The sequence below is a fragment of the Microbacterium sp. Leaf320 genome (assembly GCF_001423485.1).
Taxonomy (GTDB): Bacteria; Actinomycetota; Actinomycetes; order Actinomycetales; family Microbacteriaceae; genus Microbacterium.
Window position 1 is genome coordinate 14,435 of record NZ_LMOD01000001.1, and the last position, 19,221, is coordinate 33,655.

The window sequence follows — 19,221 nt, forward strand, 5'->3', positions numbered from 1 at the left end:
ACGTGCAGTATTCCGGGATCGTTTGCAGACCTACGATCGGAGCGCGGAGAGTTTCGCGTTCTCGGGGGAGGCGAACGATGGAGCAGGACCCAGGACGGCGAGCGCGCGGGGCGCGTCTTCCGCTGCACATGCTCGATCGCCCGAGGCTGACCGAGGTCTTCGATCGTGGTCACGCTCTGACGGTGGTGAGCGGCCCGGCAGGGGGAGGCAAGTCGGTTCTGCTCAGCCAGTGGGCGGCGGTGCAGGACAGCCGAGGGATCGCATCGGTGAGGCTCGGGTTCGACGAGAACATGACGAACGAGCACCTCATGCTCCGCGACATACTGGCGCAGCTCGTCGTTCAGGACCTGATCGCCGACCGGAGCGGCGCGCGTTCTACGCTTCGCGGGTTCGACAGCGTCCGCGATCCCGCGGACGAGCTCGGGCGCCTGCTCGGCGAGCTCAGTCGGGACTGCGTGATCATGATCGACAACGCGGAGAGGGTCGACGAGACATCCTTGCTACGCCGGGCGCTCGATCTGCTCGATGCGGCACCCCTTCTGCGGATCGTCGTGGCGACGCGCCGCTCGACTGTGACGCGGACGTTGCAGATGCTCGTCTCCGCGGATGTCTGTGTCATCGGACCCGCACATCTCTTCTTCACCCGAGACGAGGCTCGCGATGTGGTGGAACGGGTGTCTGCGCAGAAGATCCCTCCGCATGCGCTCGGAGACGAGAGCGCGCTGCCGCTCGCCGCTCGAGCGCTCGGGCTGACGATCGCGACGCAGAGCGCACCCGTCGAGATCGCCGCGATCGAGGTGCAGGAACTGGCTGACGCTCTGATGGCGGGACTCATCGGTGCGGATGCCCCGGCGGACTTCGAGGAGTTCCTGTTGCGGACCTCGATTCCCGGTCGGGTGACGCGCGAGATCGCCGAGCGTCTCGGATGGCCGGACGGCGGCGCCGAGCACCTCGATCGAGCGGAGCTGTATGGACTGGGGATGTGGGAGGCGGGTGCCGACGGTCTGGCCTTCCTCTATACGCCGCTGCTGCGGGAGGCGCTCGTGCGCAGACTCGATCAGCGATCGTCCGAGTCCGTGGCGCCGATCCGTCGAACGGTCGCGCTCTGGGCGTCCGAGAACGGCCGCCATCTCGAGGCGTTGACGAACGCGCTGAGGGCGAAGGATTACGTTCTCGCGACGCGTCTCGGACGCAAGTCGTGGTTCATCCTGTCCAGATCGAGTCCGCAGGACGTCGAGGCGCTGCTTCGACGGGAGAACCCCGTCGTTCTCGCGCGTCATCCGCTGCTCGGCATGCTGCTGGCTCTGGTGCTGCTGCGTCTCGGCCAACGGCTACGAGCGTTCGCATACTTCCAGGGGGCCGCGCTGTCCCTCCGTCGCCGGGGGCTGGACGATGATCCGGTCGAGCGATTCTGGATGCTGAGCGCGAAGACTCTCGCCGAGCGATTCGCCGGACAGTTCCGGCGTTCGGGAGCCACGGCCGATCTGGTGGTGGCGGCGTACGGCGAGATGGACGCCGAGCAGCGCGCGGAGTGCACCGGGTTCGCGGCGCTTCTGCTCAGCAACTGCGGGCTGAGCTTCCTGCAACTCGGGCGGATCTCAGATGCCGTCGAGGTGCTGGAACTGGGCATGACGATCCACGTCGCGCACACCGTCGTGATCCTCGAAGACGGGGTCGGACTCCGGATGCCTGATGACGGCGGCGGCTGGTACCACTGTGCGGCGGCTCTCGCCGGTGCCTACGCCCTGCGGGGGCGGCTGTCCGACGCGCGTCGGGTCCTGGAGGAGATCGACGACGCGGATCCACCGCCCGCCTGGCGCACCGAGCAGTTCGGGATCCTCGAGCAGATCGCGCACGCGATCGTCGCCGTCGCGGCGCTCGATCTCGCTGAAGCCCGGCATCGCACGGATTCGATCGCCCACCATCTCGGCACCACCGAGCTGTGGCCGTACCTGGTGTGCATCCGGAGCGAGATCGATCTGCGAGATGGCCATCCGGCTGAGGCATCGCGACTGCTCACTCACGCGCTCGGTCGGGGAGTCAACTCGGCGGTCTCCGATCACGGGTCGTCCAGACTCGCGTTCGCCCAGGCGATGACCTCTCTGTCGATGTGCGACCAAGCCGCCGCCCGTCGAGCCGTGGCCGCTCTGCCGGCGGACGAACCACCGCGAAAGGTCATCGAGGCATTGGTCGCGCTGCTCACCCGTGACGACCCGCACGCCTTCGCGGCCGCCGAGGTCGCACAGGTGGAACGTGATCCTGATCTCGATCGAGCCTGTCTCGCGGCGTTGATCACTGCGACTGCGGCTGCTCGGCTGGGCAGGCATGAGGCAGCCGCGAGGGCGGCCTCATGGGCCGTCGCGGTCATGCGGGAGGAGCATTCGTATGCTCCCCTCGCACTGTTCGGAACGGACGTTCTGCGTGAACTCCGCGACCTCTGTGCAGCGGCCGAGCGGGAATACCTCGACTCGTATCTCTCGCGTGCATCGGAGACAGGACCTTTTCCGGCGCTGCCTCCTCCGGTCCGGCTCACGTCGAGGGAACTCGCCGTCATGCGAGAGCTTCGGAGGACATCGTCCACGGATGCGCTCGCCGCGGCTCTCTTCGTCTCACCGAACACGGTGAAGGTGCAACGTCGGAGCGCGTATCGCAAGCTCGGAGCCTCGAACAGAGAACAGGCTCTTCTGCGGGCCGCGGAACTGGGCCTGCTCGACGAGTGAGCCGGGTGGTCGACTGAGGCGCACCTCGTGATCGGGTGACGCGAGGTGCGCCTCACAGTCGGGAGCGTGTGGGAGGGGCGAACCTGGGGGTTCGTGCTCTCGTCGACCTGTGTTCACGATAGGTGGGAGCCGGACCGTCGACTCGACCGTCTGGCTCATCCACGCGTTTTTTCACCCCGGAACTCACCCCGGGTGTAGGGAAGAGCGAGCAGCCGGACCGGATGGCGCCGATGCCCTGACGTCTTCATAGACTGGACGGATGCGAGCGCTCACCGAAGCAGACATCCGCGCGTCCTTCGTCAACGCGGATGAAGACGAGCTGCGGGTCATGGAGATGCCCCACGATCTCGTGCTGATCGACTGGGACTACCTGGATTTCTTCGCGTGGCGGGATCCGGGTGCAGGTCGCCGGGGCTACGTCCTGACCCAGCACGAGGGACGGGTCGCGGGCGTCGTGCTCCGGGCATCGGACCCCGGTCGGCATCGTTCGGGGATGTGCAACATCTGCCACACGCTGCAGCCGGGCAACCAGGTCGCCCTGTTCTCCGCGCGGCGCGTCGGCGAGGCCGGAGCACGCGGCGACTCAGTGGGCACCTACATGTGCGCCGACCTGTCATGCCACGAGAACGTGCGGCTCGCGCACCCCCTCGCACCCAACGAGGTGCTGGCGCCTGGGCAGGTCGACCTACGTCTCGACGGCACCAGGCGGCGTATGGAGGGTTTCGCCAAACGCGTGCAGGAACAGCACTGATCGTGATTACCCTGGGGGCCTACGTCCTGTGCTCGAAGGAGAAGCCATGAGCGATGCCATCCTGTTCTCGGTCGACGAGGGGTTGGCTCGGCTCACGCTGAACCGCCCCGCGCGACTCAACGCCTTCAACGCCGATCTCGCGCACGCCTGGCGCGATGCAACGGCGGAGGCGACGTCTCGGGCTGACGTGAAGGCCATCCTTGTCGATGCGGCGGGTCCCGCGTTCTGCGCTGGCGGCGACGTCATCGAGATGGCGACGACGATGGGCTCCGGTGACGAGATCGCCGCGCTCGCCGAGGTGATCAACAGCGGCATCCGCTCGCTGACCGAGTCTGCGGTGCCCGTGGTCGCGGCGGCCCACGGCACGACAGCCGGCGGTGGACTCGGCATCCTGCTCAGCAGCGACTACGCCGTCGTCGGCTCGCGCTCTCGCCTGGGCAGTCTGTACGCGAACATCGGTCTCACCCCCGATCTCTCCGTATCGGCGCAGCTGGCTCGCGCGATCGGACAACGCCGCGCGCTTCAGCTCGTGCTGCAGGATCGTCTCCTCTCCGCCGCCGAAGCAGTGGAGTGGGGACTCGTCGCCGAGGCCGTCGCGGGGGTGGAGTCATCGGACGAGGCCGAGAAGGTGCGGGCACGCGCCGAGGAGGTCGCCCGGTTCTGGCTCGCAGGCGCCGCGGAGGCATACGGCCACGCCAAGCGTCTGGTGCGTTCGCAACCCGAGCGCACGTTCGCGGAACAGCTGAGCGAGGAGGCCCGTTCGATCGGCGCGTCCATGGCGACGGCCGATGCACAGGCCAGGATCTCCGCGTTCGCCGCCTCGTCGGCTCGCAAGGGCGGTTGAGTCCGAAATCGAGCTCGTCGAGCTCGATGTTGTCCCCGGATCGCATCGGCACCAGTGGTCGGGCGGTGTTGCGTGCAAGGATGAACGCAACGCCGCTCAACGAGAGGAACGCGATGTCGCAGCCGGAGATCGCCCCGCAGGCCCCTGCGCTGGTCGAGAAGAAGAACATGTCCCTCCTCATCCGAGGGGCGATCTGGATCGCCATCGGAGCGTTGATCGCTGCCGCGCTGGTCTGCGTGGTGTGGGTGCTGATCGGGGATCAGGACGGACTCATCGGTCGTGCCTTCCTGACTATCCTCCTGCTCGCCGCGTTCGCGGGGATCGCGATCCTCGAGGCAGGGCTCGCACCCAACCGTCCCGACTGGCTCGCGCTGTCGAGCATGGTCACCTGGATCGTCGCTCTGCTGGTCGGAGCCGTCAAGATCTGGCTGCCGGAGGACGACCAGTACTTCACCGGTGCGGAGCGGTTCTTCCAGCTCCTCCTGGTCGTCGGAATCCTCCAGCTCGCGCTGCTGCACGTGCGCCTGTTCACCCCGGCGGCACAGCGCCACGTGACGACCTTCACTCGCCTCATCTACTTCGCGACGATCGCCTTCCTCGCAGGGCTCGTCGGCATGCTGATCTTCTTCCTGACCTTCCCGCACACCTTCGAGTACGGCGAGCTGTACTGGCGCATCGTCGTCGCCCTCACCATCCTCGCCGCGGTCGGCACCACGCTGATCCCCCTGCTGAACGCACTGTTCGCGCCGCGCAAGCCCATGGTTGCGGCGGCGACTCCGGGCTTCGCCGCCGCGCCGGCATGGCCGATGTACGCGGACGGTGTGACGCCTCTGCCCGTCCTGCCTGACGGATCGCCTGACTGGAACGCCTACTACACGGGGTATCCGTCGGTACAACCTCAGCTGCAGCAGGCTCAGCAGGCTCAGCAGGCTCAGCAGGCTCAGCAGCAGGCGGCGCTTCCGGTCGCACCGGCTCCTCAGCCGTTCCCGACAGCTCCGTACCCCGCCGCCCCCGAGCCGTACGCGCAGGGCCACGCGGTTCCGCCGGTGCCGCAGGCGCCTGACGCACCCGCTGCCTACCCGCCGGCTCCGCCGTACCCGCCGCAGTGAGCCTCGAACTCGAACTCACCGCCCTCGCCGCGAGCATCGCCGCCGAGGCCGGAGAACTCGCGCGTACGCGTCGGGCCGAGGGCGTGCACCTCGCGGCGACGAAGTCGAGCCTCGCCGACATCGTGACCGACGCCGATCGTGAGGTCGAGGCGCTGATCCGCGAACGGCTCCGGATCGCCCGACCGGGTGACGGGTTCCTCGGCGAGGAGTCCGAAGCCGAGCGCGGGGAGACCGGCATCACCTGGGTCGTCGATCCGATCGACGGCACGGTGAACTATGCCTACGGCATCCCCTCCTATGCGGTGAGCATCGCGGCGGTGCGGGGCAGTGTGGTCCCGGGGGAGTGGGAGGCGCTCGCCGCGGCCGTCTACGCACCGGCATCCGGAGAGATGTTCACGGCCGCGCGCGGTGAGGGATCATTCCTCGGAGACCTTCGGCTCTCCGTCACGACCGAGACGCCGGCGGGCGCGCTGCTGGCGACCGGTTTCGGCTACGACCCGTCCACGCACGACGGCGATCTCGCCACCGTGCGCAAGGTCATGACGATCGCCAGGGATCTTCGTCGTGCCGGATCCGCTGCCCTCGACCTCGCTTTCGTCGCGGCCGGTCGGCTCGACGGATACTTCGAGCGCGGTCTCAAGCCCTGGGATCACGCGGCAGGAGCGCTGCTGGTGGCTGAAGCGGGCGGTCGGGTCTCGCTGACCGACACGGCGACGCTGAGACCCATGCTCGTCGCCGGTGGAACCCAGGTTCACGACCGTGTGATCGATATTCTTCGAGATGAAACGTGACGAATTCATGGCATTCCCAGGTGGAGCAGGCTAGGGTTTATCCGATCGTTACTTTCATCGGCCCGAATCGGTGAAGGTCGTAAGCGCCCCCGAGCTTGACGTTTGACCCGAGAGATTTTGATTTGCCCTTCGAGAATTCACAGGCTGCCTCTGCGCCCACGCGCCGCTCCAGCCGTCCCCGCACTGCGGCCTTCGAGGCCTCTGCGGCAGGAGTGACGGAAGCCGTCTCCGAAGCCGCCCCACTCACCTCGGACGCCCCTGTTTCCCGTCGCGCCGCTCGTGAACGGCTCAACACTGCCGAGGTCTTCCTCGCCGCGACCGCCGTCGCCGCCGCGTCCGCGGGCTCCGACTCGACTGAGATCGCCGAGGCCGATGCGCCAGCGATCGTCGTCGAGCCGATCGCCGAGATCGCTCAGGACCAGCCCGTCGAATCTGCGTCTATGGATGCCGGTGATGATGTCCCCGCGTCGAACGGCGAGTCCGACGAAGACGCCTTCGAGTCCGCATCCCGTGCTTTCCGCTCCGTCGCGCCCGAGGCCGCGCAGGCTTCTGCCGACGAGCGGCCCGAGGCTGCTGCAGCTGAGGAGGCGCCTGCCGAGCACGTCGCTCGTCGTCGCCCGCCGATGCGCAAGTTCCTCGCCGTCGGAGCAACCGTCGGCGTGATGAGCCTCGCCGGGCTCCTCGCTGTGGGCATGACCCTTCCTGCCGAGGCTGTAGCTGCCGTCCAGGGTTCCCAGTCGCTCGGCGCCACGTCTCTCGTCGCCGCATCCGGTTCGTCGAAGGCGGGCGCGGCCGACGACGAGATCCAGGCGTTCGTCACATCCTCCGACGTGCAGAACGAATCGCTCGCGCGTGCGGACAGCTTCTCAACGGTGTCCCTGATCCAGGTGGCGTCGGAAGAGGGCATCAACTACTCCAACGAGGTCTTCACCAACGACACCGAGGCCGCGATCCAGTGGCCCTTCAAGGTCGGCGTGGGAATGAGCTCGGGCTACGGCATGCGCTGGGGCCGCCTGCACGAGGGCATCGACTTCGTGCCCGGTGAAGGCGCGCCCATTCAGGCGGTCGCCGACGGCGTCGTGCGCATCGCCACCGAGCAGGGTGGCGCCTACGGCGTCACCGTCTACATCGATCACGTGATCGACGGACAGGTCGTCACGAGCCACTACTCGCACATGCAGTACGGCTCGCTCCAGGTCAAGGCAGGGCAGACCGTGAAGGTCGGCGACATCGTCGGGCACACGGGCAACACCGGTCGTTCGTACGGTGCTCACCTGCATTTCGAGATCATCATCAACGGCAGCACCATCGATCCGCTGCCGTGGTTGCGTGAGAACGCGGGCCGGTACACGTACTGACCCGCCTCGATTTCATGAGGACGCCACAGTGATGGTATTCTCGTGTGGTTGCCCCGCGAGGGGCAGCACGCCCCGATAGCTCAGTGGCAGAGCACTTCCATGGTAAGGAAGGGGTCGTCAGTTCAATCCTGACTCGGGGCTCACAGCGTTCGTATCTGCGATGCGGATGCGGTGTGGCAGGGTAGCTCAGCTGGTCAGAGCGCACGACTCATAATCGTGAGGTCGCGGGTTCAAGCCCCGCTCCTGCTACAGATCAAAACCCCTGGGATTCCGGGGGTTTTGTCGTATCCGCGGCGATGGGTTGAGCAGCGCGGGGGAGGGCTGTGCCGGTTTTGTGCCGGTAGCAGCCACCCAAATCGCTCGAAAACTCTGATGCAGTAGCCGGAGTGGGCTGCGCTCACGTGGGTTGACCATGCCTCGCGGGAAGCCGACCTGGATCTGGTGTCGACGTGGGCGAATTGAGCTTGATGCTCCTAGCGTCCGCCAAGTGCCAGCCACACTTGATCGCGTAGGGCCTGTGTCTTTATTGGCGTTCCGGCGAGCGTGTCGAGAAGCTGCTGCAGGTCCCATGACACGAGGTGTCCGAATCGTGCTGAATAAATGCCTACCCGTCCGATTCCGTACGTGTTCGACCGGTCGAAGAGCGCGTACGACACCAGCTGATAGAGGTCGGTGACGTCGAGCCGATCCGATCGACCCCCAGGGCGCGAAACCTTGGCCCCGAGCGAGGTCTTGAAGTCGAGGAGGAGGTCGGCGGCGATTACGTCCGCATCGGCAGCGCACAGAGTGGACCCATCGAAAGTCGGTCCTAGGCGGTACGGACCGTTTAGATTGGGCACCAGTGCTCGTCGTGCGACCTCCGTTAGAGACCGGAGTTGCCGTAGGGCGTCCTCGCCTGCGAGGCCCAGCAGGTTCTTGGCGGTCATCGCCTCGGGGGACGCAAGCTCAAACAGAGGTGATCCCGGCATCAGGCCGACGCGATACACCTCGGTGAGCAGAGCGAGGGCCCAACTAGCGCGGTAGACCGTTTCTTGATCGCCGTTACCCCTCGCCGCCTGCGCCGCGACTATCAATGCGTCGATCTCGGCGACGACCGTGGGGAAACCGAGAAACGCTGACTTCGCGAGGTCGCCATCGTAAGTCGGGCTCAGTTCAAAGCGCATCGCGTAGTCGAAGGCGCCACCTACTGTCCCCGGATTGGCGGAACCGCCATCGACGAGGAGCTCGGGTTCAGACTTGCGATACTCAGCTTGCACAACGCGAGTATTCGGAAGTGTGGTTCTCAACAGCGTGCTGAGCGGGGAGTCCTTGTCGCGAAGCGCTGCGGAGAGGTTGGAATAGCGGTAGATGGTCATGACCACGTTCCTACCAGTTGGTCATGACATTGGCAGCGGATTGCTGAAAGGCGCTCGAAAGCCGCCCCGCGTAAACAGCGTCGTCGGCCCATGTGATCTAGGAATGTGCTCCGCGGGTTGGATTCTGTTCATCCGGGCGGCGGCGGGCATGGACATCGGGGCAGTCTGCGAGACAGCATCCGCAGATCGGGTGGTCTTGCGTCCCCATGTCGGCGTTGTTCGCGCAATCGCAGTCCGAGCACGCGCAGCGAGTGCCCAGCGCTGGATGTCCCAGTTCGGCGCGCTCGGCATCAGTGAGATCAGCGCTGAACACCGCGAGGTGCGTCTCGCCGTCGAGCTTGACGTACGTAGCTTCATGATTTGGCATAACGGAACAGGATACGCGATGGCGTTGCGAGAAGGTGGGGATCCGTTCTCGCCGATAGCTTCCGATAGTTCCGCTCCATCTATCGGAAGTGCCTGTGCTGTCAGTCCTCGGAAGGCGGGGCGCGTCAGGCCCAGGCTCCTCGATACGCGATTGGAAGTTCATCGTTGAGCGACTCGAGTATCTCGCGGAACGGCGGCAGCGAGACATCATCGCTCCAGAACTCGGTCGCTCCCGCCCACTGAGCGATCCAGATTGGCGGCTCTGTGCGTGCTGCATCGACCCGGACGAGACATTCGCTTTCGAGCAGCCGCGCAAGGGTCCGGTTCTTCACTCGGACCGTGTCACGGACGATGCCGCCAGCTCGCGCCAGTGCTTGGGGGCGGCTTGTCGATGCTTTCGAGATGCCGACCTTGTACAGTCCCGGCTCTTCAAAATGAATGAGGTAGACGACGCACTCTTGGGCATCCTGAATCTCGAAGTCCAACATGTCCCACGCATGCCGAAGGTACATCTTGATCTGTCGCGATTGATCTTCCGAGGAAGGCTTCGTGAGTTGACCCGTCCGGCGAAAGGCAACGCACAGATCGTCGTATCGAGGATCGGGACGACGCCACGCCGCGAGCCAGCTCCTTGCCTGGAGCCTTGTGGGATGACCCGACCACCAACCTTCTCCGGGCGTGCGTGCGGCGTCGGGGAGGGCGCGCCCGAGGATGGCTTCGATCTCGACGAAGCTCAGCAAGACCTCCTCCGCTTCCTCGTGGGTACGCAGGTAGTCGTACAGCGGCGCGTATGGCCCCATCTGCACTTCGTGGTGATCTCGCAGCGCCATCACTTTGTTCCCATCAGTCTGTCGAGCGCACCGTTCGCGCGGACCGCCGCATCAGATCTTGCGCGGCTGTAACGCTCCGTGACCTGCATCGAGGAATGACCGAGGATAGCCTGGACATCGTTCGCAGCAGCGCCAGCATCGAAGAGCAAGGTCGCGAGTGTGTGGCGAAGGTCATGGATGCGAAGATCAGGGCGATCGAGACGATTCCGCAGATCGTCCCAGTCGACGGCCCGGCGAACATTCGATGTGTTGAGCCGACCGCCGTTCGGGCCTGTGAACACCAGGTCATTCCGTCCGAGCCCTGCAACCCTACGAACAATGATCGAGCGCAGGGCGGAGGGGAGTGGCACAGTCCGTTCCTTGTGACTCTTTGGCGATTGTTCGCGCACTCTGCCACCGCCGGCAGGCGAGAAGCTACGCCGGACATGGATGACGCCGTGCGCCAGATCGACGTCGCCCACCCTCAACGCGCTTGCCTCGCCAGCACGCATGCCCGTGTACACCAAGGCCGCCAGATAATCGCGGTGAGGCCCCTCATCGACAGAGTCGAGCATCGTTGAGACCTCGGGCAGCGTTAGCGCCCGCGAACGAAAGCTGGACGGGCGTTCGTCGCGTGGACGCCTCGCCAACCGCACCGGATTCACTCCGATGATTTCTGCACGCGCAGCCCCCTCGAGTAGTCGACTGAGCACGGCCAGAGCGTCGTTGCGGGTGGATGCCGATCCGCTCCATCCTGTTATCGAGTCGTCCACGTCACTCACCCCGATGGACTCGATCTTTCGATGGCCAAGCCACGGCTGTACTCGGAGTCGCCACCCACGTTCGTACGCGGCAGTCGTCGCGGGGCGTAGTCCTTCTGTGAGCGACGCCCAATGCCGAACCTGCCAAGCATTCAGCGTCATCCCACCGTCCGGGCGCACCTGCGAACGCATCTCGCTACGGATCTTCTTCGCCTCGCCGAGCGTGTCCACGAGGTAGCTCCGCTCTCGGTCTTCTCCGTTGAGGCCGGTAGCCCACACGCGGACCTGATACTTGTTGCGGTCCGCACGATAGCGAATGCCCTCGGGCAGCGGCTTGCGGGTCTTGGGGTCGATCCGCACGCTACTGGAGGCCACGAGTGCCACCCGCGTCGAGGAAGGTTTCGATTGTCGACAGCCTCCACAGCATGTGCTTGCCCATGTGCGCGTCAGGAAACGGGACCCGTGCCTGTCGTCGCAACGAATCGAAGGTCGAGAGAGGCACGCGACAGCGGGCAGCCACCTCCCGGCGAGTCAAGTACTTGTCCTCGACGGCCTCTGACTCAGCAGTGTTTTCGACCAGCTCAAGTTCTTTACGCATCACTCTTTCCTCTCTGAGATTCGAACCGCACCCGTCGTGCGTCTCGCCATTCACGTGCTGCGCGGGCTGCTTCGATCGCGAGAGCCCGGTCACCCTCATTCCGCCAGCCCATTCCCGCAAAGCTCCATGAGCCCACTACCAGCACCTCGTCGACGTCGTATCCTTTCTCTTTGGCTCGTTCCACGGTGCGTGCCAAGCGCCAAGCGCGACGGGCTCCTCGCAGCGAGCCGAGTGTCACCGAGTACCGGCGCGACTTCGAGGAGAAGTGTCCGCGGAAGCCCAGCATGTGCGACCGCTTCCCGAGCAGCGCGTAGGGGCTCTCCGGACCGTTCTCCTCGGCAATCAGCTCAGCGGTGGCCTTGATCGCTTTCACGTGCGGGCGGTCACGGCTCCCGCTACTGAGATCCTCCGTCGCCTTGGTGGCGTACTTTGCGATGTATGCCGCTACGGCTCGGTCAGAGAGCGTGCCGTCGAGCCCCTCACGACGAACGATCGGTTGAACATCGATCTGCGCACCCCACCGGAGAACCCGAGCGGATGCCTCTCCACGCACCGCCGGAGCCTCATACGCGACTCGACGCGACGACTTCTGAACGGCAGCGATGAGACATGCTTCGGTCACTTCGTCCGGGGCGGGCGGGAACTGTTCCGTCGGGCTTACGCCGTCGAGACGAATGATCGCGTGAAAGTGCACCGCTCCGCGCCGCTGAAACTCGGCGACTTTGGCCAACTGGACTCGTACGATCTCCGCTGCGGCTTTCTGAGTCATCCCGAGCTCGTAAGCCAGCTGCCGCCGGAGCTGAATTGTGAACCGCCTCCACAGCTCGGGTGCGAAGTATTGCCACACGACGTGGCCAACGTAGTCGTAGCATTCCTCGCACAGCGGCTCGCCGAGGAGTCCGTCGTCGTCGCGGTGATTGCAGAAGCACCCGCGCGGCTTGCCATGAACGCAGGTGCCACGTCTCCGGGAACCAGCCAGAGAGTGGACGGCACCGAAAGACGGAGCAGTGAGTGTGACGAATGCCATCGGGTGTTCTCCCACTCCGTCGGGAACGCCTTTCATCCCACCCGCTGCGCCAGCCATGATCATGTGCCAGGTGTCGCCCTTGTACTCGTGGCTGCAGGATTCGCAGCGACGAGCGCGACGATTTCCGCACCTTGTGTAGGAGATGCCGTCAGGCTGCGTCTCCGCCACGAACTCACGGATCACCTCACCGGTCTGCGGATTCATCGTGGCCGACGAGCCGGTGAGTCGAACCGGGTTGGAGCAGAATCCGACGCGTGCCGCCCCTGCCATCCACTGATCGAACTCGGCGCTTCGCAACCGAGCGGCTACAACCTCAGCGATACTCAACGTCGACCTCCATTGGCACAACGCACGAGAGTGGAGCGCGCGTCAGCGGGTCGATGGACAGCGGGCGACAGACTCCGTCATCGAGCCCATTAGATCGCTGTTGGTCCTGCCAGGCGATGATCTGCGCATCAGAGCACGCATGATTCGCGATGCGTACGTCGATCGAACCCTCATCGGCAACGGTCGGAACCTCACCCTGCGGGAACCACAGATTGCAGGACGAGGGCTGCAGGTCTGGCACATCCGATGAAGCGGTCGTGGATGCCGTTCCGAGTGTGTAACCGGCAGCTGCACCTAGACCGAGCAGGAGCGCAGCTCCCATAATCGATGCGCCGAGGACGGCGACTGTTCTCTTGTTCATGATTCCTCTCCTGTTCTGTTCGTTGCATTTGACCGTGATGCCCGCGGACGCCGTACCCCTGGAGCAGCCACCTGCTCGACGGCTTGGACAGGGCGTGGACGAGGGGCGGCAAACGTCTCAGCCGCTTCTCTGATCTGCGCGTCCTCCGCGAAAGCTGCCCGCACACGCACCGGAGGCCCTGTTTCGGGAAGCACGTACGCGACTCCAGGCGTAGACGGCGAGATCTCGTGACACATCGCCCCTGCTGCAACTGCCCCGTCGCCAAGAACCATGGCCGTCTCGGTGCGGTCACGGAGCCTGAGCCCTACGGTCTGTGTGAACAAGCCCCGCGCCGGGAGCGTCTCTTTGCGGGGATCCTGCAAGCACGCGAAGACGATGAATCCCACCGCCCGTCCTTGGGATGCGAGCGTCGCGATTGCGGCATTCGCGCGGCGGAGCATGTCTCGATCGGTTTCGTACGATGTCAACGCTGCAAGCTCATCGATCAGCACGATCACGGTCGGGCTGTCGACCGAGGCGACGTGCTGCCTGGTCACCCCTGCAAGCTGGCGCGCTCTTATCTGCATCTGCGCGACAGCGTCTTCCAAGAGCGCTACGGAATGCGCTGCATCGTCTGCGAACCGCGTGAGCAGACGGCGGCCCATCGCAAGCTCCATGCCACCCTTGCGGTCGATGCCCCAAACTTCGATGAGGCCGGAGTGGATGGGCTGCGCCAGTCCCAGTAGAAGGCCCCACACGAGCGAGGCTTTACCGCTGCCGGATGACCCCGCGACCAACGTGTGTGGGCCGAGCGGGAGCCGCCAATCGTGGCCACCTTCCGACACGCCCATCAGAACTGATCTGCCGTCCCAGTTGCTGCCGAGCTGAAGCGCGAACGAACGTGCCAGCACGTCGACGTAGTCGATCCGCAACGCGAGCGCCCCGATCTGCTGGCCTTCTACGGCAACTCGAACGGCGTTGAAGGCCTCAGCGATGCGCCCTGTCGCCGCGACAAGATCCTCCCGCGCCAGTCCCGGAGGCATCGCAACGGGAAGGAGGCACGTCCATCCATCCCATTGCGGCTGCCCCGCGCCGGACACGAGGGGATTCCCCGCGATGTCCTTGACCTCTAGCCGGAGGTTGCGGGCCAGGGCAGGCCATGACGCCAAGATCCATGCGCCCATCTGCTCTTGCCACCGCCGGTGCAACACGGTGTCCAGATCACGCGCTGCAAGAAGGCGGCGCAACACGACCACGGCGATCGCGCCCCCCACCAGCCAGTTGACGAGTTGGCCGACGAATGGCACCGCGCTGAAGAGCCCGAGGACGATGAGCATTGGGATTAGCCACCATCCGCGACGCCAGAGGCGCGGCAACTCACCAGCCCAGTACGCGCGTTCGATCCGCCATGACCAGTCCATCAGTCGTTGCTCCTCGGCTTGCCTGCGGGCTTCATCTCCCGAGCGCGGAGTGAGAATGCAACGCGCGGACGCCCACCGCTCTCCTTGACATACGGAGTCACTGAAAGCCCGTCGAAGAAGACCGGGCGGAAGGGGAGCCCGTTGGCCTCCGGCGGTGCCGCAGGTTCCGCGATGCTCGCGATCTTGACCGTGACCTCGTTCTGTCCCTTGCGGGCCTCGGGATCTGCGTCGATCACGCGCACCTGCCAGAGCGGGTGCCCGGTGTTCTTGTCCAGATCCTGTCCCTGTCGTTCTCCGTCGTCCGACCACTTCGCGACGGGCTCGACCTCGCCGACCATGAACGCTCCACGAGGGAAGTACGCCTCGAAGCTGACCGGGATACCTGACTGCAGTGCCATTGCTCGTTCCTTTCAGTTGGTGATGCTTTGTCTCTGTACGGAAGACTGCACGTCAGTACGGGTTTTAGTCAATCCTCGGTTTTTGTCTTTTTCTAGTTACGTACTCCTTACGGCAACGGGTTGCTCTCGGATAGGCTGTCGAGTATGGAGGTTGTGCGATGAGTGAACTGTCCGCGCTACCCGTGTGGGGCGTCGTGCCGCCACCTGTGGCCGCGGTTCTTCAGCGCCTGAAAACCAAGGCGGCGGATGCTGTCAGCGCCATGGACGCGGCGCAGATCACGAGCAGTACGCCGCAGAACCACGACGAAGCGTTCTTGAAGATGTCCGCAGCGGCTGAGGCAGCGGACCGGGCGACTCGCGACTACCGGAGTGTGTTCAATGCCTACGCTCACAGGTTCCACAAGCCGAAGCCGCCCATCGGTGAACTTGCCGCGATGCAGGGCACCATCACGCAGTCTTTCGCCTCTCGCTACACGGCGAAAACGGTCGGCGCAATAGAGGCTCTACTTTCACCGGCGCCGGACCTAGATGCCATCAGGCTTGGCATCCGCGCGCTCGGATTCGACGACCTTCGAGGTATCTCTCCCGAGCTGGACCATCAACTTGCGCTGGCGGAAGCCGACGCTAAGTTTGTCCCGTGGAAGCCGGTGCCAGACGCGTTCCGGCGCTACTCCGCAGTTGGCGAAGAGGCTGATCAGTCTCTCGGTGACCTCAGTTTCGACCTGTCGCGCAAGGTCTCATCCCCCGAACTGATAGCCGAGCTGTGAGAACTTTCTTTACTCGTTCAAGGCCGGCCTCCGGCCGCCCGCTCTGGATCGGGCCGCGCCTGCGGTGCGTCCGTCCTCGCTGCGCTGCGGGCGGGCGCTCCTCGTCACGGTCCGATCCAGAATTGACAGCCGCGCCTTCCCGTGTTGAGCTCGACACATGATGGATCACACCAAGCCGACCGTACTCTCTCTGTTCTCGGGAGCAGGAGGCATGGATCTCGGGCTCGAAGCAGCTGGGTTCGGACACGTCGGGGTCGTGGAGATTGATCAAACTGCAGCCGCGACTCTCGCGCACAACAGGCCGGACTGGACGCATCTCGCTGGAGGTGACGTCCTAGTAGCGGCACAGACCCTAACACCGGCGTCGGTGGGTATGTCTCCGGGTGAACTCGATTTGTTGGCGGGTGGACCACCCTGCCAACCCTTTTCTCTCGCGGCACAATGGGCCGCAACCGGGCGACGTGGTATGGAAGACACTCGAGCGCAGACAGTGCACGCAACGATGAACTTGATCCGGGCCTTCCTCCCCAAGGCGGTCCTTATGGAGAATGTTCTAGGTTTCGTGCAGGGTCAGCATTCTGCGATCAGCTTTCTCCAGAGCGAGTTTGAAGCGATATCAAAGGACACTGGTCATTCTTACAGGCTCGAATGGCGACTACTAAACGCGGCAGATTACGGGGTCCCTCAGAACCGCCGACGCGTAATCGTCGTCGCGATCAGGGATGACCTCAGCTTCGAGTGGCCCACTCCAACACACTCCACGAATCCGATCCGTGCATGGGACGCAATCGGCGATCTGAAGAACACCTCGATTCCTAGATCCGCAGGTAAGTGGAAGGGTTTGCTGGAGAGTATCCCAGCCGGGACAAACTATCAGTGGCTCACGAGCAAGGGGGGTGGCGACGAGGTGTTTGGATATCGCACGAGGTACTGGAATTTCTTGCTCAAGCTTTCTCCAATCGAACCCTCCTGGACCCTTTCGGCATCCCCGGGGCCCGCAACCGGCCCATTCCACTGGGAGAATCGGCACCTCACAATTCGCGAGCAGCTGCGTCTACAGTCTTTTCCTGATGACTGGGAGCTGTTGGGAGATGAGCGCCAGCAGGTGAAACAAGCGGGCAATGCTACCCCCTCTTTGCTCGCTGAGGTGCTGGGCTTGGCGCTCCTCCGCTCGCTCGGTCATGACCGATCCACATCTCCGACTCTCGCGCTAAGCCGAGCCAGCACTGAACCCCCTAGACTGGCCGAGCCACGCTCAGTTCGTCCTGAGTATCGCGACCTTATCGGGTCGAAGGCAGCTCATGCTGGAACCGGCCGAGGCCCTGCTCCCCGAGCCACGTCCGAATCAGCACAAGGGATTGCACTCTCACAGACGGGAAGAATCAATGCCTAACGACGATGCGGCAGCCTCCGCTGTGACGATCGGCCCGCCGATTGCTATCGTGCGGCTGCCAGTTACAAGTCTCGCGCTCGACCCTGAGAATCCTCGCCTGCCCGAGGAACTTCTCGGATCCACCGAGGCCGCAATGCTCTCGTGGCTAGAAGAGACCTCAAACCTCGAGGAACTCGCCTCGTCGATGATCCAGAATGGCTTCTTCGATCATGAGCCCCTGATCGTCCGCACCACCCCCGACCCTCAGAAGTATGTGGTTGTAGAAGGCAACCGACGATTCGCCACGATACAGATCCTGCTTCAAACGGATGCAGCGGTTGCCGCGGACCTCGAGTTCGATTTTGAGGTTGAACCGACGGCAGAACAGCTTGACCTGATTCGGGTGGTGCCTTGCGTCGTCGTCACCAGCGATGCGGAGGTGCGTAAGTTCCTCGGCTACCGCCATATCGGGGGCATCAAGACTTGGAGCGCTGAAGCCAAAGCGCGATATTTAGAGACCGAGGTCGAGGGAGCCGCGGCGGCAGGGAGCGTCAATCCGTTTAAGGACGTAGGAAAGCGCGTCGGGACGAACGCTCTAGGGGTCCGCGGGCCTTACTTGGCGCTGAAAACCCTCAAGGTGGCGCGTGACGACCTTGACCTCGGTGAAACAGCTAGAACAGTTCTTCGAGAACGTTTCGGAGTCTGGAATCGACTTCTGAACAGCGCTGAAGTCCGAACCTTCATCGGGCTTGGGGACGCGATGGACTACGCTGCGATTCAATCGCGACTGACTCAATTGAGTCGGCCAAATCTGAAGATGGTCCTCGACGACTTGGTTCCTCAGGCAGGAACACGGCTCGCCTTGCTGCAGGACTCTCGAGACGTCACTACATACGGTCGGGTTCTCGCGAATGATGCTGCTCGCGAGGCGTTGATTGTGTACCGCGATCTTGATCTTGCTGCTCAGGTTGCCGATGGTTCGACTTTGCCTCAGAAGCTGCGCAACATCACTAAGAGCTTGGATCTCTTGGTGCGAAATATCGATTCGTTCGAAATCGGATCGAGCGAAGTAGAAGCAGCTGCGAGCTTGTTCAATATGGCGCGGTCGCTCAATGTTCTTGTGAAGGACCGCCTCGATGGCGAAGATTGAACCGCTGATCGATAAGTACGGCACATTCGCGCGAGCATCATTCTTCGCAGATTACCTCGAGGTTGTCGCGCTACGCGACCAGCGGGTGAAGCTGTCCTCTCTGCGCGATCTCATTGAAGAGACCTACCCTCGAGTGAAGCGAATCTTACGGCCTGGGGGCGACGAAGAAGACCTCCCGGACTGGAAGCCGACCGATCTGGCCGATGAGGCCTGGACTTGTATCCTTCAGCGAGCAGATGTGCTCGGAGATCGTTACCCGTTCACCATTCGGCGTGAAGTACTGAACCGTGCTGCGGGGCTGAACCCGGCCGATTCTGTGTATGTCGGCCTGTTGGCGATTACGGTGAGCCACGCGTTCAGCATCATGGCGCCGAGCCTCGTGGAACACCTGTTGGAAGAGGTCGTGAGCGATTCGCTGGAGAACGTGGGGCTAAAGGTGGGGCGGCTCGGACCGCTCTCCCGATCAAGCGGATTCGACTTCGTGCGAACGATGGACGCGCTCGGACAGGCGCTCTCGATTCCAATCAATGCCAATGCAACGACTCGGCGTAACAACGCTAACGACGAGGACGTGGATATTGTTGCCCACCTCGATTGGGGCACCGCTCGATCGGGACGATGGTTGTTCGTTGGTCAGGTCACCTGCGCTGTGAGCGACGACTGGAGGAAGAAGGCTCAGGAGCCAGCAGTCAATGACTGGCAGAAGTTCTTCGGCGAAGTGATCGCCCCCGTACCGTTCCTCGCTGTTCCTCACCACGCTGACGATGAGACTTTCAAGTACGTAACGAGCATCTCTGTAAATATCCTCGATAGAACGCGCATCGTCCAAAACCTGCGTCAGAACACAGCGGCTCAGCGAGACGTCGTTGACGCGCTGATGGATGCAGAGTACGCGTCGTTCAAGGTCTGACCAGAGATGGCTGTGCCGGTTCCGTGCCGGTGGCTCTGCTGAAACCA

The 19,221-nt window shown here is 63.9% G+C and carries 17 protein-coding genes and 2 tRNA genes; 12 read left to right on the plus strand and 7 right to left on the minus strand.

The genetic code is table 11. The features are described 5' to 3' along the window. Positions 1-77: 77 nt before the first annotated feature. The 8 genes from ASF63_RS00085 to ASF63_RS00120 all read left to right on the plus strand — a co-directional run bounded on the left by ASF63_RS00085 (position 78) and on the right by ASF63_RS00120 (position 7,822). The gene (locus ASF63_RS00085; protein WP_157534196.1) at positions 78-2,720 is read left to right on the plus strand and encodes a helix-turn-helix transcriptional regulator; all 2,643 of its coding nucleotides are present in this window, start codon (positions 78-80) and stop codon (positions 2,718-2,720) included. A 259-nt stretch (positions 2,721-2,979) separates the two neighbouring features. After that, complete coding sequence (locus ASF63_RS00090) at positions 2,980-3,471, plus strand: FBP domain-containing protein (protein WP_056508234.1); 492 nt, start codon at positions 2,980-2,982, stop codon at positions 3,469-3,471. 46 nt (positions 3,472-3,517) lie between these two features. Beyond that, positions 3,518-4,315, plus strand: coding sequence for an enoyl-CoA hydratase/isomerase family protein (locus tag ASF63_RS00095; protein WP_056508238.1), 798 nt, complete (start codon positions 3,518-3,520; stop codon positions 4,313-4,315). Positions 4,316-4,395: 80 nt separating this feature from the next. Continuing rightward, the gene (locus ASF63_RS00100) at positions 4,396-5,424 is read left to right on the plus strand and encodes a hypothetical protein (protein ID WP_235560653.1); all 1,029 of its coding nucleotides are present in this window, start codon (positions 4,396-4,398) and stop codon (positions 5,422-5,424) included. After that, on the plus strand, positions 5,421-6,215 hold the full coding sequence (locus ASF63_RS00105; protein WP_056508242.1) for an inositol monophosphatase family protein: 795 nt from the start codon (positions 5,421-5,423) through the stop codon (positions 6,213-6,215). The genes ASF63_RS00100 and ASF63_RS00105 overlap by 4 nt, the downstream gene beginning before the upstream one ends. A gap of 212 nt (positions 6,216-6,427) precedes the next feature. Then, on the plus strand, positions 6,428-7,573 hold the full coding sequence (locus ASF63_RS00110) for a M23 family metallopeptidase (RefSeq protein WP_235560654.1): 1,146 nt from the start codon (positions 6,428-6,430) through the stop codon (positions 7,571-7,573). Between the two features lie 69 nt (positions 7,574-7,642). Further along, positions 7,643-7,714 (plus strand) — tRNA-Thr (locus ASF63_RS00115). A gap of 34 nt (positions 7,715-7,748) precedes the next feature. Next, positions 7,749-7,822, plus strand: a tRNA-Met gene (locus ASF63_RS00120). A gap of 224 nt (positions 7,823-8,046) precedes the next feature. Here the strand turns inward: ASF63_RS00120 and ASF63_RS00125 are convergent. The 7 genes from ASF63_RS00125 to ASF63_RS00155 form a co-directional block, all read right to left on the minus strand. Beyond that, a complete protein-coding gene (locus ASF63_RS00125) occupies positions 8,047-8,928 on the minus strand; it encodes a hypothetical protein (protein WP_056508246.1) in 882 nt (293 codons plus the stop codon). A 491-nt stretch (positions 8,929-9,419) separates the two neighbouring features. Then, complete coding sequence (locus tag ASF63_RS00130) at positions 9,420-10,124, minus strand: hypothetical protein (protein WP_056508248.1); 705 nt, start codon at positions 10,122-10,124, stop codon at positions 9,420-9,422. Continuing rightward, positions 10,124-11,239 (minus strand): tyrosine-type recombinase/integrase, encoded by a 1,116-nt coding sequence (locus tag ASF63_RS18715; RefSeq protein WP_082477752.1) that lies wholly within the window; start codon positions 11,237-11,239, stop codon positions 10,124-10,126. Before ASF63_RS18715 ends, ASF63_RS00130 begins: the two co-directional genes overlap by 1 nt. Positions 11,240-11,454: 215 nt before the next feature. Continuing rightward, positions 11,455-12,816, minus strand: coding sequence for a replication initiator (locus ASF63_RS00145; protein WP_157534197.1), 1,362 nt, complete (start codon positions 12,814-12,816; stop codon positions 11,455-11,457). Further along, positions 12,803-13,177, minus strand: coding sequence for a hypothetical protein (locus ASF63_RS18970; RefSeq protein ID WP_157534198.1), 375 nt, complete (start codon positions 13,175-13,177; stop codon positions 12,803-12,805). The genes ASF63_RS00145 and ASF63_RS18970 overlap by 14 nt, the downstream gene beginning before the upstream one ends. Further along, positions 13,174-14,577, minus strand: a complete 1,404-nt coding sequence (locus tag ASF63_RS00150; protein WP_082477753.1) for an FtsK/SpoIIIE domain-containing protein — start codon at positions 14,575-14,577, stop codon at positions 13,174-13,176. Before ASF63_RS00150 ends, ASF63_RS18970 begins: the two co-directional genes overlap by 4 nt. Continuing rightward, positions 14,577-14,975, minus strand: coding sequence for a hypothetical protein (locus ASF63_RS00155; protein WP_056508260.1), 399 nt, complete (start codon positions 14,973-14,975; stop codon positions 14,577-14,579). The genes ASF63_RS00150 and ASF63_RS00155 overlap by 1 nt, the downstream gene beginning before the upstream one ends. 158 nt (positions 14,976-15,133) lie before the next feature. Here ASF63_RS00155 and ASF63_RS00160 point away from each other — a divergent pair, with 158 nt between their 5' ends. The 4 genes from ASF63_RS00160 (at position 15,134) to ASF63_RS00170 (ending at position 19,174) form a co-directional block, all read left to right on the plus strand. Then, positions 15,134-15,742 (plus strand): hypothetical protein, encoded by a 609-nt coding sequence (locus tag ASF63_RS00160; RefSeq protein WP_056508262.1) that lies wholly within the window; start codon positions 15,134-15,136, stop codon positions 15,740-15,742. Between the two features lie 160 nt (positions 15,743-15,902). After that, a complete protein-coding gene (locus ASF63_RS19610) occupies positions 15,903-17,135 on the plus strand; it encodes a DNA cytosine methyltransferase (RefSeq protein WP_414843718.1) in 1,233 nt (410 codons plus the stop codon). Next, a complete protein-coding gene (locus tag ASF63_RS00165; protein ID WP_162238866.1) occupies positions 17,128-18,264 on the plus strand; it encodes a ParB/Srx family N-terminal domain-containing protein in 1,137 nt (378 codons plus the stop codon). Before ASF63_RS19610 ends, ASF63_RS00165 begins: the two co-directional genes overlap by 8 nt. Beyond that, on the plus strand, positions 18,251-19,174 hold the full coding sequence (locus ASF63_RS00170; RefSeq protein WP_056508269.1) for a hypothetical protein: 924 nt from the start codon (positions 18,251-18,253) through the stop codon (positions 19,172-19,174). The genes ASF63_RS00165 and ASF63_RS00170 overlap by 14 nt, the downstream gene beginning before the upstream one ends. The last annotated feature ends 47 nt before the right edge of the window (positions 19,175-19,221 follow it).